Raw genomic sequence first — 17,112 nt, forward strand, 5'->3', positions numbered from 1 at the left:
CCCGGCCGCCCGCTTCCGGGGCGGGGGCCGGGGCTCGCCGGATCACATGCCGAGCGCGCGGCGGTACAGCTCGAGAAGGGTCTCCATCTCCTCCACCTCGGCGGGCTCCTGCTTCCGCTGGCGGATGATCTGGCGGACCACCTTCACGTCGAAGCCGGCGCTCTTCGCCTCGGCGAAGATGTCCTTGATGTCGTCGGCGAGCGCCTTGCGCTCCTCCTCCAGCCGCTCCACCCGCTCGATGATGGAGCGGAGCCGGTCCACGGCGATGCCGCCGACATCCGGGTCCGGGTCGGCGGCCTGCCTCGCGCGGCTCGCGGCGGCCTCGTCGTCGATGTCGAAAGGTGCGTCGGACATGGCAGCCCCCTTTGCTCCGGTCGTGCTCCGCTCGGGCGGCCGATGGCGGCGGGCGCGCGCGGCGCCCGCCCCCTCCCCTGGCAGCCCCTCAGCCCCCCTCGGGCGAAGGCGCGGGTCTTACCCCCGCTGGCCCTTCCGCCTCAATGCCTGGATTCGCGATGGGGAACCTTCCGCGAACGGCGTGGCGCCCGTGTCACCCTTCCATGCCGATCCGTACGCCTTCGCTCAGGCGACGGGGCCATCCGCGCCGCGGTGCAGGAGGTGGGTCATGGCGGCCGTGCCGAGGACGGGGACCAGCAGGTTGGCGACCGGCAGCAGGGCGAGGGTGGCCATGGCCGCCCCGACCGTGACGACGGAGAACTCCCGTCGCCGGCGCAGCCTTCGCGCCTCCGCCACGGGCATGCGGCGCTGCGCCACCCCCTCGAAGAGGCCGTGGCCGAGGGAGACGGCCGCGACCACCCAGAGCAGCGCGCCGCCCAGTAGGGGCAGCAGCAGCGCCACCGGCAGCAGGACGAGGTTCAGGGCCAGGACCTTCAGGGCGAGGGCGACGTTAAACACGCCCTGGGCGGCGAGCGAGGCGCCGCGGTGCGGCGGGGGCAGCAGCGGGTAGTGGCGGCGCTCCACCGCCTCCGCCGTCTCGTCCAGGAAGAGGCCGGCGATGGCGAGGGCGAAGGGGACAAAGAGCCAGAAGGCGGCGAAGAGGCCGGCGAGGCCGCCGAGCACGCCGGCCGCGGCGGCGAGCCAGCCGGTGCCGCCGGCCAACGTGTCCATCGCCCAGCCGGTGGCCCAGACGAGGGCGCCGAGGGCCAGCACGGCGCCTGCCATGCCCTTCAGGAGCGGGCCGCGGAAGCCGCGGTCCAGCACCTGGCTCAGGGGCATGACGAGGCTGGCGATCACCGCGCCCAACTCAGTGGCCCGGGCTGGATTTCACGAAGGCGGCCTTCTGCTCCGCGCTCGCCTCCCTCTGGTGCTTCGCCTGCCACTCCTTGTAGGGCATGCCGTAGACGATCTCCCGCGCCTCCGGGTCGGGCAGCGGGATGCCCCTGCCCTCCGCCTCCTCGCGGTACCAGCGGGAGAGGCAGTTCCGGCAGAAGCCGGCGAGGTTCATCAGGTCGATGTTCTGCACGTCCGTCCGCTCGCGCAAGTGGCTCACGAGGCGGCGGAAGGCGGCAGCCTCCAGCTCCGTACGGGTGGCGTCGTCCATCTCTGTTCCGGGCTCGGTCATGGGATCCCCTCTCTCGGCCGCCGAGATGGGGTGGCGGCGGCGGCGGCGCCATCCCTCGGCGCCGCGTCCCGGCGCTGTCCCCCGCCCTCGTCCCGGACCTCAACCCTCGGGGCGGGCGCCGCGGTGGCTGGGCAGGCCGTCGCAGGGCGCGGCCCAGGGGACGCCGGAGGCGACGCGGGTATGGTCCTGCGGGGGGACGGCCGAGGGATCGTCCAGCGTCGCCGTCGCCACGTCGATCTCGTCCGGCAGGTCGTGAGCCTGGAAGGTGATGGGGGTGCCGCAATCCCCGCAGAAGCCGCGCTCCGCCCGGGCGGAGGAGGCGTAGCGGCGCATCGTGCCGCGCATCACGTGGAAATCCGCGCGCCGCACGGTGAACCAGGCGACGACGGGGGCGCCGGCGACGCGGCGGCAATCCGCGCAGTGGCAGATCGTGGCGTGGAAGGGCTCGCCGCGCGCCTCGTAGCGCACCGCGCCGCAGTGGCAGCCGCCCGGGAGACCTTCCTCCAGACCTCCCTCCGCCGCCATCGCCGCCTCCTCCGTGCGGGGGGAGGATGGCATCCGGCCGGCAGGGCGGGAAACCCCCCCGGCCCGCCGCGCGTCCCCCCTCCGCGGCGGGAGGGGACGGGCATGGCGACGACGCGGTGGGGGTGGCTGGCCGGGCGGCTCTGGGGGCGGCTCTGGTTCCGCGGCTCGCTCTTCTCCCTCGCGGGGGTCGCGGTGGCGCTGGCGGCGGTGTTCCTCGGGCCGTTGCTGCCCGCCGGCGCCTCCCGCCGGATCGGGGCGGACGCGGTGGGGGACATCCTGCGGATCCTCGCCTCCTCCATGCTGACGGTGGCGACCTTCTCCCTCTCCACCCTCGTCTCGGCCTATTCCTCGGCGACCGCGAACGCGACGCCGAGGGCGACGACGCTGCTGATGGAGGACAGCACGGCGCAGAACGCGCTGGGCACCTTCATCGGGGCCTTCCTGTTCAGCCTGGTGGGGCTCATCGCCCTCAGCACCGGGCTCTACGGGGAGGAGGGGCGGAGCCTGCTCTTCCTGGCGACCCTCGCCGTCGTGGCGGTCGTGGTGCTGACGCTGCTGCGCTGGATCGACCGGCTGCCGCGGATGGGCCGCGTGGCCGAGACGATGGAGCGCGTGGAGGAGGCCGCGATCGCGGCGCTGCGCGAGGCCGCCCTTGCGCCGAGCTTCGGCGCCGCCCCCGCGCCGCCGGGGCCGCCGCCCGGGGCGCACCCGATCCGGGCGGCGGGGAACGGCTACATCGTCCATCTGGACCTGGAGGCGCTGGAGCGGGCCGGGGAGCGGCTGGGCGGGCTGCAGCTCCGGCTGGTGCCGGGCAAGCTCGTCCATCGCGGCGCGGTGCTGGCCTGGAGCCGCGAGGTGCCGGACGGGGCGGCGGAAGCGGCGGTGCGCGACGCCGTCCTTCTCGGGCGGGACCGCAGCTTCGGGCAGGATCCCCGCTTCGGGCTGCTGGTGCTCGCCGAGATCGGCTCCCGGGCGCTCTCGGACGGCATCAACGACGCGGGCACCGCCATCCGCGTCCTGGCCGGCGGGCTGCGCGCCTTCGATGCCTGGGCGAATCCGGGGGAGGCGCGCGGGGAAGCTGCGCGCTACCCGCATCTGGCCATTCCCGCCCTGGACCCGGCGGAACTGGTGGCGGACTTCTTCCGCCCCCTGGCGCGGGACGGCGCGGGCAACCCCGACGTGATGGCGCGGCTGCTGAAGTCCCTCGCCGCCCTGCCGGAGCTGGGTGGGGAAGGGCTGCGCGGCCCCGCTGAGGCGGAGGCCCGCCGCGCCCTGGCCCTGGCGGAGGCGGCGATCGCGCTGCCCGAGGAGCTGGAGGCGCTGCGGCGGCTGGCCCCGGGCTGAAGCCAGCGCGCCGAAGCTGCGCGCTTTCGCTCACCGAACTTCCGGAGCCGCCGTCGACCCTAGACCCCAACCCGGTAAGCCGGCCGCGAACGCGCGGCGGGGTCCCCTGTGTGCGGCCGGGACACATAAGTGTGTCGGAAAGGTTAACGTCACGAACAGTTGAGACGTTTGAAGCATCATCAACTGCAAAACGGCTTCGCTTTGCGTTAAGCAACCATGAGTTGCGAAACCCGGTCCGTGACCACCGTTTAGGCGACGAACTCTCATGTCCTACCCGGAATCTCACCGCCCTGTCACCGATCCGCCCGGCGAGACGGCCGCGCGGGCGCGACAGGGCCGCGCGTGTCGCCCCTGAAACCGGCCCCGGCCCGGCGCGCGGACGCCGCCCGGGCCTGAGACGCGCGGCCCGATGGGCCGCGCCCCCTTTCCGCCCCGGGCCAGCTCCCCTCCCCGCCCGGCGGCAGCCCAGCAGAAACGCCACCCTCGATCCGGAGCTGTGAAAAACATGGCCGTCACCGTCAACACGACCCTCGGCGCCATTCCCGGCAACAGCAACGTCACGCTACTCACGCTCGGGACATCGACGATCACGGGGGAGGTGACGGACAGCATCCTCCGCTTCGGATCCGGCAACACCATCACCTTTGCCGGCACCTCCGGCGTGTACCACGGCACGCAGAGCGGCACGGCGGCCACGCCCTACGGCGAGGCCGGAAACTACTTCGCCGTGGGATCGACCCAGGGCGCCACCGTCAACTACGCCAGCGTGCAGCGCTACTTCGGCCTCGAGTGGGGCTCGGTGGATGCCGGCAACACCATTAGCTTCTACAACGGCACCACCCTCGTCTATCAGATCACCGGCGCCCAAGTGGCGTCCGGCGCGAGCGGCTCCCAGGGCGCGGACGGCACCCTCTTCGTCAACATCAACTTCACCTCGCCCACGCTCGGCTACAACCGGGTGGTGATGACGACGCCGAGCCCGGCCTTCGAGTTCGGCAACATTGCCTCCTCCCCTGTGAACATCCCGCTGACGGCGGGGCAGCAGGAGTCGCCCGTGGTCGTCACGGCGACGGACACGGAGACGAACCGGATCGTCGGCTTCGACACGGCGCCGGCGAATCTCTCCGGCACGGTGTTCCTGGACGCGAACGCGGACGGCACCCGGGGGACGGCGGATGGCGGCGTGTCCGGCGTGACCGTGCGTCTGTTCAACGCGAGCAACGTCCTCGTCAGCACGGACGTGACGGACGCGAACGGCCGCTACGACTTCAATAACGTGCCGGCGGGCACCTACAGCGTGCGCTTCACGGCGCCGAGCGGCAACAGCTTCTCCCCCACCGCCTCCGGCGCCTCCGGCAGCGGGGTGAACAGCACGGGCAGCGGCACGGTCACGCTGGCGGCGGGCAGCACCGGATCCGTCAACGCCGGGATCTTCACGCCCGGGTCGATCAGCGGCTTCGCCTTCAACGACACGAACGGCAGCGGCACGCAGGACCTGCTCGAGCCGGCCCTCGCCGGCCAGACCGTGCAGCTGCTGAACAGCGCGGGCACGGTGGTGGCGACGACGACCACCTCCCTCCTCGGCGCCTACAGCTTCAACAACGTGACGCCCGGCACCTACACGGTGCAGTTCTCCTCCCCCACCGGCACGGTGTTCACGGCGCAGGACCAGGGCACGAACGACGCGGTGGACAGCGACGTGGGGGCCAACGGCCGCACCGCGCCCATCGTGCTCAACTCCGGCGGCAGCGTGACCAACGTCGCCGCGGGCAGCTTCGTGCCGGCCACCGTCTCCGGCGCCGTCTTCACGGACAGCAACGGCGACGGCATCCGCGGCACCGGGGACACGGCGGTGGCGGGCGCCACCGTGCAGCTGGTGAACACCTCCGGCGCGGTGGTGGCGACCACCACGAGCAGCGCCACCGGCGCCTACTCCTTCACCGGGGTCGCGCCCGGCACCTACCAGGTGCAGTTCGTCGCGCCCAGCGGCACGGTGTTCACGCTGCAGAACCAGGGGCTGAACGCGGCGGTGGACAGCGATGCCGGCGCCAACGGGCGCACGGGCAGCTTCGTCCTCGTCGCCGGCGGCAGCACCACCAACCTCTCGGCCGGCGTGTTCACGCCCGTCTCCGTCTCTGGCACCGCCTTCGTGGACGCGAACGCGGACGGCATCCAGGGCACGGGCGAGGCGGGAATCGCCGGCCAGACCGTGACGCTGGTGAACGCGCTCGGCCTGCCGGTCGCGACCACCACCACCGGGGCGAACGGGGCCTACTCCTTCACCGGCCTGCAGCCCGGGACCTACGCGGTGCAGTTCCCCGTGCTGACCGGCTCGACCTTCAGCCCGCAGGACCAGGGCGGCAACGATGCCGTGGACAGCGACGTGAACGCGCTGGGCCGCAGCGCCAACCTCACCCTGGCCTCCGGCGGGACCGCCACCAACGTCTCGGCCGGGTCCTACGTGCCGGCGACGGTCAGCGGCGTGGGCTTCGTGGACGTGAACGGGGACGGCGTGCAGGGCGCGGGCGAGCTGGGGATCGTCGGCCAGACCGTGCAGCTGCTGAACCCCGCGGGCAACGTGGTGGCCACCACCCTCACCGGCCTCGGCGGCGCCTACTCCTTCCTCGGCGTCACCCCCGGCACCTACCAGGTGCGGTTCCTCGCCCCGCTCGGCAGCACCTTCACCGGGCAGGACCAGGGCACGAACGACGCGGTGGACAGCGATGTGGCGGCCGACGGCCGCAGCGCCGCGATCACCCTCATCTCCGGCGGCACCGTGTCCAACCTCTCGGCCGGCAGCTTCGTGCCGGGCACGATCGCCGGCAGCGTGTTCAACGACGTGAACGGCAATGGCCTCCGCAACCCCCTCGCGCCGGTGGTCGCGGGGGCGACGGTGCAGCTGATCAACGGCTCGGGCGCGGTTGTCGCGACGACGACGACCTCGTCGCTCGGCAACTACAGCTTCACCAACGTGGCGCCGGGGACCTACCAGGTCCAGTTCGTGGCGCCGAACGGCACGGTGTTCAGCCCGCAGAACCAGGGCCTGGACCTGGCGCTGGACAGCGACGCCGATCCCGCGACCGGGCGGACGGGCAACATCGTCATCCTCTCCGGCGGCAGCAACATCACCACCTCGGCGGGCGTGTTCACCCCGGTTTCCATCGCCGGCAGCTTCTTCACGGACGTGAACGGGGACGGCATCCTCGGCGCCGGCGAGCCGGGCATCGCCGGGCGGACGGTCCAGCTGCTGAACGCGGCGGGCGGCGTGGTGGCCACCACCACCACCGCCGCGAGCGGCGCCTACGCCTTCACCAACATCGCCCCGGGCACCTACCAGGTGCAGTTCGCCGCGCCGGCCGGCGCGGTGTTCACGGCCCGGAACCAGGGCGGCAACGCGGCGGTGGACAGCGACGCCAACGCGAACGGCCGCACGGAGCTCATCACCCTCACCTCCGGCCAGTCGGCGCCGAACATCTCGGCCGGTGCCTATGTCCCGGCGACGATCAGCGGCGTGGGCTTCCTCGACAACAACGGGGACGGTATCCAGGGCGGGGGCGAGGCGGGCGTTGCCGGGCAGACCGTGCAGCTGCTGAACGCCGCCGGGGTCGTGGTCGCCAGCACGACGACCGGGGCCAACGGCGCCTACTCCTTCGCCAACGTGGCGCCCGGCACGTACCAGGTGGGCTTCGTCGCGCCGGCCGGCAGCGCCTTCACCGCCCAGGACCAGGGCACCAACGACGCGGCGGACAGCGACGTGAGCGCCGCGACCGGGCGCACGGGGAACATCACCGTGGCCTCCGGCCAGGCCGTGGCCAACGTGTCGGCGGGCACCTTCGTTCCCGTCTCGATCTCGGGCGTGGTGTTCAACGACGCGGATGCCAGCGGCGTCCGCGAGCCGGGCGAGGCCGGCGTGACCGGCGCCACGGTGCGGCTGCTGGCGGAGAGCGGGGCGGTGGTGGCGACCACCACCACGGGCACGGGCGGCGCCTACTCCTTCAGCGGGCTGGCGCCGGGGCAGTACCAGGTGCAGTTCGTGGCCCCGAACGGCACGGTGTTCACCGCCCAGGACCAGGGCACGAACGACAACTTCGACAGCGACGCGAACCAGACCACGGGGACGACCGCGGTCATCTCGCTTGTCTCCGGGCGGACGGTCGTGAACATCGGCGCCGGCGTCTACACCCCGGCGGCGACGGGCACGGGGAACATCTTCTTCGTGGACGCCAACGGGAACGGCGTGCGCGACGCGGGCGAGGCCGGGGTGGCCAACGCGCGGGTGCAGCTGGTGAACGGCGCGGGCACGGTGGTGGCGACGAGCACCACGGACGCGAACGGCACCTACGCCTTCACGGGGGTGGCGCCCGGCACTTACCAGGTGCAGTTCGTCGCGCCGGGGGGCACGGTGTTCACCGCCCAGGACGCGGGCGGCAACGAAGCGATCGACAGCGACGTGAACGCCGCCGGGCGCAGCGGCAGCATCACCGTCGCCCAGGGCGGCACCATCTCCAATATCGGGGCCGGCATCTTCGTGCCGGTGAGCGTCAGCGGGCGCGTCTTCGTCGACTCCAACGGGGACGGCATCCAGGGCGGGAACGACGCCGGGGTCACCGGCCAGACGGTGCAGCTGCTGAACGCGGCGGGCAACCTGGTGGCCACCACCACCACCGGCGCGGGCGGCGCCTACGCCTTCAACGGCCTGCCGCCCGGGCAGTACCAGGTGCAGTTCTCCGCCCCTGCCGGCAGCCTGTTCACCGCGCAGGACCAGGGCACCAACTCGGCGGTGGACAGCGACGCGAACCCGGCCACCGGGCGGACCGGGCTCCTCACCCTCACCTCCGGCGGGTCCGCGGCCAACATCTCGGCCGGCACCTACGTCCCGGTCAGCCTCAGCGGCACCGCCTTTACGGACGCGAACGCCGACGGCGTGCAGGGCGCAGGGGAGACGGGGACCTCCGGCCAGGCCGTGCAGCTGCTGAACACGGCGGGGAACGTGGTGGCCACCACCACCACCGGGGCGGGCGGCGCCTACTCCTTCACCGGCCTGCCGCCCGGCACCTACCAGGTGCAGTTCGCGGCACCGGCCGGGGCGGTGTTCACCGCCCAGGATCAGGGCGGCAACGACGCGGTGGACAGCGACGTGGCGCCGACGACCGGCCGCACGGCGCCGATCACCCTCGCCTCAGGCCAGGCCGCGACGAACATCTCGGCGGGCAGCTTCACGACGGTGAGCCTCGGCGGCACCGTCTTCGCCGACACCAACGGCGACGGCATCCAGGGCACCGGCGAGGCGGGCGTGGCCGGCCAGACCGTGCAGCTACTGAACGCGGCGGGCGCGGTGGTGGCCACCACCACCACCTCCGCCAACGGCACCTACTCCTTCACCGGCGTGACGCCCGGCACCTATCAGGTCGGCTTCGTCACGCCGGCCGGCACCGTGTTCTCGGCCCAGGATCAGGGCGGCAATGATGCGGTGGACAGCGACGCCAGCCCGGCGAACGGGCGGACGGCGGCGATCACCCTGGCTTCCGGCGGAAGCGCGGCGAACGTCTCGGCGGGCGTGTTCACGCCGACGACGGTGAGCGGCAGCGCCTTCGTGGACGCGAACGGGGATGGCGTGCTGAGCGGCGGCGAGGCGGGCGCGGCGGGGGTTGCCGTGCAGCTCCTCGCGGCCGACGGCACGGTGGTGGCCACCACCACCACCTCCGATACCGGCGCCTACCTCTTCACCGGCGTCGCGCCCGGCACCTACCAGGTGCAGTTCACCGGGCCGGCCGGCACCGTGTTCACCGGCCAGGACCAGGGCGGGAACGACGCAATCGACAGCGATGTCGGCGCGACTGGCCGCACCGGCTCCGTCGTCGTCGGCTCCGGCCAGGCGGTGGCGAACGTCTCGGCCGGCTTCTTCGCCCCGACCTCCATCTCCGGCACCTCCTTCACCGACACCAACGGCGACGGCATCCAGGGCACCGGCGAGGCGGGCGTGGCCGGCCAGACCGTGCAGCTGCTGAGCGCGGCCGGGAACGTGGTGGCCACCACCACGACCGGCGCGGGCGGCGCCTACTCCTTCGCCAACCTCGCGCCCGGCACCTACCAGGTGCAGTTCGCCGCCGCCACCGGCACCGTCTTCACCGCCCGCGACCAGGGCACGGACGATGCGGTGGACAGCGACGTCGGCGCCAACGGGCGGTCGGCCCCGATCACCCTCGCCTCCGGCGGTAGCGCGGCCAATGTCTCGGCGGGCAGCTTCACCCCCGTCACCGTCTCCGGCAACGTCTTCACCGACACCAACGGCGACGGCATCCGCGGCGCGGGCGAGGCCGGCGTCGCCGGCACCACCGTCCAGCTCCTCAACAGCGCGGGCGCCGTGGTCGCGACCACCACCACCTCCGGCGCGGGGGCCTACGCCTTCGCGAACGTGACGCCCGGCACCTACCAGGTGCGGTTCAACGGGCCGGCCGGGACGGTGTTCACCACCCGGGACGTGGGCACCGACGACACCGTGGACAGCGACGTCGGCGCCGGCGGCGTGACGTCCAGCTTTACCCTGGCTTCCGGCGGGAGCGCGGCGAACGTCTCGGCGGGCGTGTTCACGCCGACGACGGTGAGCGGCAGCGCCTTCGTGGACGCGAACGGGGATGGCGTGCTGAGCGGCGGCGAGGCGGGCGCGGCGGGGGTTGCCGTGCAGCTCCTCGCGGCCGACGGCACGGTGGTGGCCACCACCACCACCTCCGATACCGGCGCCTACCTCTTCACCGGCGTCGCGCCCGGCACCTACCAGGTGCAGTTCACCGGGCCGGCCGGCACCGTGTTCACCGGCCAGGACCAGGGCGGGAACGACGCAATCGACAGCGATGTCGGCGCGACTGGCCGCACCGGCTCCGTCGTCGTCGGCTCCGGCCAGGCGGTGGCGAACGTCTCGGCCGGCTTCTTCGCCCCGACCTCCATCTCCGGCACCTCCTTCACCGACACCAACGGCGACGGCATCCAGGGCACCGGCGAGGCGGGCGTGGCCGGCCAGACCGTGCAGCTGCTGAGCGCGGCCGGGAACGTGGTGGCCACCACCACGACCGGCGCGGGCGGCGCCTACTCCTTCGCCAACCTCGCGCCCGGCACCTACCAGGTGCAGTTCGCCGCCGCCACCGGCACCGTCTTCACCGCCCGCGACCAGGGCACGGACGATGCGGTGGACAGCGACGTCGGCGCCAACGGGCGGTCGGCCCCGATCACCCTCGCCTCCGGCGGTAGCGCGGCCAATGTCTCGGCGGGCAGCTTCACCCCCGTCACCGTCTCCGGCAACGTCTTCACCGACACCAACGGCGACGGCATCCGCGGCGCGGGCGAGGCCGGCGTCGCCGGCACCACCGTCCAGCTCCTCAACAGCGCGGGCGCCGTGGTGGCCACCACCACCACGGGCGCGGATGGCGGCTACAGCTTCGGCGGCGTCGGGCCGGACACCTACCAGGTGCAGTTCGTCGGTCCGGCCGGCACCGTCTTCACCGCCCAGGACCGGGGCGGCGACGACGCGGTGGACAGCGATGCGGACACGGGCGGGCGCAGCGGTACCTTCACCCTTGCCTCCGGCGGAAGCATCCCGAACGTCTCCGCGGGCATCTTCACGCCCGTCACCGTCTCCGGCAGCTTCTTCACCGACACCAACGGCGACGGGATCCGCGGCGCGAACGAGGCCGGGATCGCCGACCAGACCGTGCAGCTGCTTAACGAGGCCGGGGCCGTGGTGGCCACCACCACCACGGGCGCGGGCGGCGCCTACTCCTTCGCCGGGGTCGCGCCCGGCACCTACCAGGTGCAGTTCACCGGGCCGGCCGGCGCGGTGTTCACCGGTCAGGACCGGGGCGGCGACGACGCGGTGGACAGCGACGCGGGCGCGGGCGGGCGGACGGCGGCCTTCAACCTCGCCTCCGGGGGCAGCGCGGCCAATGTCTCGGCCGGCGCCTTCGTGCCGGTCACCATCGGCGGGGCGAACGACTTCGTCTTCGCGGACAACAACCGGAACGGCGTGCGCGATGCCGGGGAAGGCGGGTTGGCGGGCATCACCGTCCAGCTGCTGAACGCCGACGGCAGCGTGGCGGCCACCACCACCACGCGGGCGGACGGGACCTACGGCTTCGCGAACGTGACGCCCGGGCAGTACCAGCTGCAGTTCGTGGCGCCCAATGGCGCCACCTTCAGCCCGCGCAACGTCGGGCCGGACGACACGATCGACAGCGACGTCTCGCCGAGGGACGGGCGCTCCCCGCTCCTCACCCTCAACTCCGGCGCCACGCTGAACGACTTCGCGGCGGGGCTCTTCGTGCCGGCCTCCATCACCGGGGCGAATGACTTCGTCTTCGCGGACAACAACAACAACGGCATCCGCGACGCCGGGGAAGGCGGGCTGGCCGGGGTGACCGTGCGGCTGCTGAACCCGGACGGGACCGTGGCGGCCACCACGGCCACGCGGGCGGACGGCACCTACTCCTTCGCCGGGGTCGCGCCCGGGCAGTACCAGGTGCAGTTCGTGGCGCCCGATGGGGCCACCTTCAGCCCGCGCAACGCGGGAGATGACGACACGATCGACAGCGACGTGGCGCCGAGGGATGGGACCACCCCGCTCATCACCCTCAGCCCGGGCGGGACGATCGACAACCTGGCGGCGGGGCTCTTCGTGCCCGGCAACTTCGGCGGACCGGGCAACCTGGCCTTCGCCGACAACAACCGGAACGGCGTGCGCGACGCCGGCGAGGGCGGGCTGGCCGGGCTGACCGTGCAGCTTCTGAACGCCGATGGCAGCGTGGCCGCCACCACCACCACGGGGGCGGACGGGACCTATTCCTTCGCCGGGGTGGCACCGGGGCAGTACCAGGTGCAGTTCGTGGCCCCGAACGGCGCCACCTTCAGCCCGGCCGATGTCGGGACTGACGACACGGTGGACAGCGACGCGGCCCCGGGCACCGGGCGCACGGGGCTGATCACGGTCGGGACGGGCGGGGTGGTCAGCAACGTCGCCGCCGGCCTCTTCGTGCCGGCGAGCGTGGGCGGAGCAGGCGACATCGTCTTCGCGGACAACAACAACAACGGCATCCGTGATGCCGGGGAAGGCGGGCTGGCCGGGATCACGGTGCGGCTGCTGAACCCGGACGGCACCGTGGCGGCCACCACCACCACTCGGGCGGACGGCACCTACGGCTTCGCGGGCGTGACGCCCGGGCAGTACCAGGTGCAGTTCGTGGCGCCGAACGGGGCCACCTTCAGCCCGGCCGATGTCGGGACCGACGACACGGTGGACAGCGATGCCGCACCGGGCACCGGGCTGTCTTCCCTCGTCGAGATCGGCCCCGGGGGGACGCTGGACAACCTGGCGGCGGGCCTCTTCGTGCCCGCGGCCTTCACCGGCCGCGGCAACCTGGCCTTCGCCGACAACAACCGGAACGGCATCCGCGATGCCGGCGAGGGCGGGCTGGCCGGGCTCACGGTGCAGCTGCTGAACCCGGACGGGACGGTGGCGGCCACCACAACGACGGCGGCGAACGGGACCTACTCCTTCGCCGGGGTCGCGCCGGGGCAGTATCAGGTGCAGTTCGTGGCGCCCAACGGCGCCACCTTCAGCCCTGCGAATGCCGGCACGGACGACGCGGTGGACAGCGACGCGGCCCCGGGCACCGGGCGCACGGACCTGATCACGGTCGGGCCGGGTGGGGTGGTGAACAACGTGGCCGCCGGCATCTTCCTGCCGGCCTCCATCAGCGGGGCGAACGACTTTGTCTTCGCGGACAACAACCGGAACGGCGTGCGCGACGCCGGGGAAGGCGGGTTGGCGGGCATCACCGTCCAGCTGCTGAACCCGGACGGCACCGTGGCGGCCACCACCAGCACGGGGGCGGACGGGACCTACTCCTTCGCGGGCGTGACCCCCGGGCAGTACCAGGTGCAGTTCGTGGCGCCGAACGGCGCCACCTTCAGCCCGCGCAATGTGGGGCCGGACGACACGATCGACAGCGACGTGTCGCCGAGGGATGGCCGCACGCCGCTGCTCACCCTCGCACCGGGGAGCGCGATCAACGACCTGGCCGCGGGCCTCTTCGTGCCGGGCGGGATCACCGGGGCGGGCGACATCGTCTTCGCGGACAACAACCGGAACGGCATCCGTGACGCCGGGGAAGGCGGGCTGGCGGGCATCACCGTCCAGCTGCTGAACCCGGACGGAACGGTGGCGGCCACCACGGCGACGCGGGCGGACGGGACCTACTCCTTCGCCGGGGTCGCGCCGGGGCAGTACCAGGTGCAGTTCGTGGCCCCGAACGGTGCCACCTTCAGCCCTGCCGATGCGGGCGACGACACGGTGGACAGCGACGCGGCCCCGGGCACCGGGCGCACGGGGCTGGTCACGGTCTCTCCGGGCGGGACGATCGACAATCTGGCGGCGGGGCTCTTCGTGCCCGGCGGCTTCGGAGGCACGGGCAACCTGGCCTTCGCGGACAACAACCGGAACGGCGTGCGCGACGCCGGCGAGGGCGGGCTGGCCGGCCTCACGGTGCAACTGCTGAACGCCGACGGCAGCGTGGCGGCCACCACCACCACGGGGGCGGACGGGAGCTACAACTTCGCGGGGGTGGCGCCGGGGCAGTACCAGGTTCAGTTCGTTGCACCCAACGGTGCCACCTTCAGCCCGGCCGATGTCGGCGCGGACGACACGGTGGACAGCGACGCGGCCCCGGGCACCGGGCGCACGGAGCTGATTACGGTCGGGCCGGGCGGCGTCGTCAGCAACGTGGCCGCCGGGCTCTTCGTGCCGGCCTCGATCAGCGGGGGCAACAACTTCGTCTTCGCGGACAACAACCGGAACGGCATCCGTGACGCCGGGGAGGCGGGGCTGGCCGGGATCACCGTCCAGCTGCTCAATCCCGACGGGACGGTGGCGGCGACCACCACCACCACCCGGACCGGCGCCTACTCCTTCACGGGGGTCGCGCCGGGGCAGTACCAGGTGCAGTTCGTGGGGCCCGACGGCGCCACCTTCAGCCCCCGCAACGTCGGGCCGGACGACACCATCGACAGCGACGTCTCGCCGAGGGACGGGCGCACGCCGCTGCTCACCCTCGCGCCGGGGAGCAACATCAACGACCTGGCGGCAGGCCTCTTCGTGCCGGCCTCCATCACCGGGGCGAACGACTTCGTCTTCGCGGACAACAACCGGAACGGCATCCGCGATGCCGGCGAGACGGGGCTGGCCGGGATCACGGTGCGGCTGCTGAACACGGACGGCACCGTGGCCGCCACCACGACCACGGGGGCGAACGGGAACTACAGCTTCACCGGCCTGGCCGCGGGGCAGTACCAGGTGCAGTTCGTGGCCCCGAACGGCGCCACCTTCAGCCCCCGCAACATCGGGCCGGACGACACGATCGACAGCGACGTGACGCCGAGGGACGGGACCAGCCCATTCCTCACCCTCAACCCCGGCACGACGATCGACAACCTGGCGGCGGGGCTCTTCGTGCCCGGCAGCTTCGGGGGGTCGGGCGACGTGGTCTTCGCGGACAACAACCGGAACGGCATCCGCGACGCCGGCGAGGCGGGGCTGGCGGGCGTCACCGTCCGCCTGCTGAACCCGGACGGGTCGGTGCTGGCCACCACCACGACGGCGGCAAACGGGACCTACACCTTCGCGGGGGTGGCGCCGGGGCAGTACCAGGTGGAGTTCGTGGCCCCCACGGGCGCGGTCTTCAGCCCGGCGGATGTCGGCGCGAACGACGCGGTGGACAGCGACGCGGCCCCGGGCACCGGGCGCACGGAGCTGGTCACGGTCGGGCCGGGCGGGGTGGTGAACAACGTCGCGGCAGGCCTCTTCGTGCCGGCCACGATCGGGGGGGCGAACGACTTTGCCTTCCTGGACAGCAACCGCAACGGCATCCGCGACCTCGGGGAGGACGGGCTGGCGGGGATCACCGTCCAGCTGCTGAACCCGGACGGCACGGTGGCGGCCACCACCACCACGGGGGCGGACGGCACCTACAGCTTCGGGGAGGTTGCCGCCGGCCGCTACCAAGTGGGGTTCGTCGCGCCCACGGGCTACGGCTTCAGCCCGCGGAACGTCGGCACCGACGACACCATCGACAGCGACGTGACCCCGAGGGACGGCCGCACGCCGCTTCTCACGCTGGCGCCGGGCTCGAACCTGGACGACCTGGCGGCGGGGCTGTTCCAGATCACCGCGCAGGTGGGCGGCAACGCCTACATCGACGCCAACGGCAACGGCCTCCGCGATGCGGGGGAGGCCGGGCTGGCCGGGGTGGAGGTGCGACTGCTCGACGCCAACGGCGCGGTGCTCGGGCCGGTGACGACGACGGATGAGGGCGGGAACTACTACTTCACCGGCCTCGCCGCCGGGAGCTACCGGGTGCAGTTCGCGCCGCTGATCGGGACGGCCTTCACCCTGCAGGACGCGGGCGGGACCGAGTTCCTGGACAGCGACGCATCCCCGGTGAACGGGGTGTCCAGCCTGGTGGTCACGCTCGGGGCCAACACCTCCGACCTCCGCAGCACGGTGGGGCTGGTGCTCGCGCTCGATCCGCTGACCGGGCTGGTGCCGCCCACCAACCTCACGGACGGTCCGGACGGGTTCCCCGGCACCCCTGACTCCGACCACATCTTCGGCGGGGCGGGCAACGACTCGATCAACGGGCTGGGCAGCAACGACGCCCTCTACGGCGAGGAGGGCGAGGACTCGCTGAATGGCCTGGCGGGCGACGACTTCCTGAGCGGTGGCAACGGGAACGACAACGTCCAGGGCCAGGAGGGGAACGACACCATCTTCGGCGGTGCCGGCGACGACATCGGCGAGGGCGGGGCCGGGAACGACCTGCTGCAATCCGGCGCCGGGAACGACAACATGCAGGGAGAGGGAGACAACGACACCCTGTTCGGCGGCAGCGGCAACGACATCCTGACGGGCAACACGGGCGACGACATCGTGGTCGGCGGCACCGGCAACGACTCGCTGCAGGGCGCCGAGGGCACCGACATCGTCATCGGCGGCCAGGATGACGGGCGGATGAGCCTGAACGCTGCGGGCCGCGTGACCGGCATCGTCTTCGGCGACGTGATCGAGGGCAATGGCGGGGCGGACGCCTTCGTCTGGCAGGCCGGGGACGGCGTGGACTTCATGCTGGACTTCAACCCGAACGAGGGCGACACGCTGACCATCTACGGCTTCACGCGGTTCCAGGTGGTGGAGCGCACGGAGCAGGGGCAGATGGCGCTCTACCTGGACGACAACTCCGGCTTCATCCTGAACAACGGGGTGTTCCAGGGATCCACCGCCAACGACGTGCTGCCGGGCGTCCGCTTCGTCGCCTCCACCGCGGATGCGCCGGGCTCGATCGTCAGCGGGGACGCGGTGGTGCCGGTGCTGGCGCAGAACTGGTTCGCGCGCTTCACCGGTGCGGCGGAGGTGCCGGTCTCGCAGGGCTTCGTGGAAGCGGAAGGCCCGCCGGCCCCGCTGGTGCTGCTGACCGCCCCGGACCATCACGGGATCACCTTCACCTGACGATCCCGCCCGAGCGGCAGATGGAAGAACGGAGGGGGGCCGGACGGAATGTCCGGCCCCCCTCTCCTTTCCGGGGGGACGGGCGTGGCCGTCCCGCGCAGGGGGGGCCAAGCGCGGC

Annotated in this window: 6 protein-coding genes; 2 read left to right on the forward strand and 4 right to left on the reverse strand. The window is 72.9% G+C overall.

From position 1 onward, the window contains the following. Positions 1-42 precede the first annotated feature (42 nt). The 4 genes from VQH23_RS24535 to VQH23_RS24550 form a co-directional block, all read right to left on the reverse strand. The gene (locus VQH23_RS24535; RefSeq protein WP_338663286.1) at positions 43-354 is read right to left on the reverse strand and encodes a DUF2312 domain-containing protein; all 312 of its coding nucleotides are present in this window, start codon (positions 352-354) and stop codon (positions 43-45) included. A gap of 225 nt (positions 355-579) precedes the next feature. Continuing rightward, on the reverse strand, positions 580-1,251 hold the full coding sequence (locus VQH23_RS24540) for an EI24 domain-containing protein (protein ID WP_338663287.1): 672 nt from the start codon (positions 1,249-1,251) through the stop codon (positions 580-582). A gap of 10 nt (positions 1,252-1,261) precedes the next feature. Beyond that, positions 1,262-1,579 carry a DUF1244 domain-containing protein gene (locus tag VQH23_RS24545; protein ID WP_338663288.1) on the reverse strand — a complete coding sequence of 106 codons (318 nt, stop codon included), beginning with the start codon at positions 1,577-1,579 and terminating at the stop codon, positions 1,262-1,264. A 99-nt stretch (positions 1,580-1,678) separates the two neighbouring features. After that, the gene (locus VQH23_RS24550; protein ID WP_338663289.1) at positions 1,679-2,137 is read right to left on the reverse strand and encodes a GFA family protein; all 459 of its coding nucleotides are present in this window, start codon (positions 2,135-2,137) and stop codon (positions 1,679-1,681) included. A 69-nt stretch (positions 2,138-2,206) separates the two neighbouring features. Here VQH23_RS24550 and VQH23_RS24555 point away from each other — a divergent pair, with 69 nt between their 5' ends. Both VQH23_RS24555 and VQH23_RS24560 read left to right on the forward strand, forming a co-directional pair. Then, positions 2,207-3,448 carry a DUF2254 domain-containing protein gene (locus VQH23_RS24555; protein ID WP_338663290.1) on the forward strand — a complete coding sequence of 414 codons (1,242 nt, stop codon included), beginning with the start codon at positions 2,207-2,209 and terminating at the stop codon, positions 3,446-3,448. A 505-nt stretch (positions 3,449-3,953) separates the two neighbouring features. After that, entirely contained in the window at positions 3,954-16,994 is a 13,041-nt protein-coding gene (locus VQH23_RS24560; protein ID WP_338663291.1) for an SdrD B-like domain-containing protein, read from the forward strand. Positions 16,995-17,112 lie beyond the last annotated feature (118 nt).

The organism is Pararoseomonas sp. SCSIO 73927, from assembly GCF_037040815.1.
GTDB lineage: Bacteria > Pseudomonadota > Alphaproteobacteria > Acetobacterales > Acetobacteraceae > Roseomonas.

What these genes read in the sequence shown, in the direction of transcription:
- VQH23_RS24560 (WP_338663291.1), top strand. Translation starts at nt 3,954, where the DNA reads ATGGCCGTCACCGTCAACACGACCCTCGGCGCCATTCCCGGCAACAGC.
- VQH23_RS24545 (WP_338663288.1), bottom strand. Translation starts at nt 1,579, where the DNA reads ATGACCGAGCCCGGAACAGAGATGGACGACGCCACCCGTACGGAGCTG.
- VQH23_RS24555 (WP_338663290.1), top strand. Translation starts at nt 2,207, where the DNA reads ATGGCGACGACGCGGTGGGGGTGGCTGGCCGGGCGGCTCTGGGGGCGG.
- VQH23_RS24550 (WP_338663289.1), bottom strand. Translation starts at nt 2,137, where the DNA reads ATGCCATCCTCCCCCCGCACGGAGGAGGCGGCGATGGCGGCGGAGGGA.
- VQH23_RS24535 (WP_338663286.1), bottom strand. Translation starts at nt 354, where the DNA reads ATGTCCGACGCACCTTTCGACATCGACGACGAGGCCGCCGCGAGCCGC.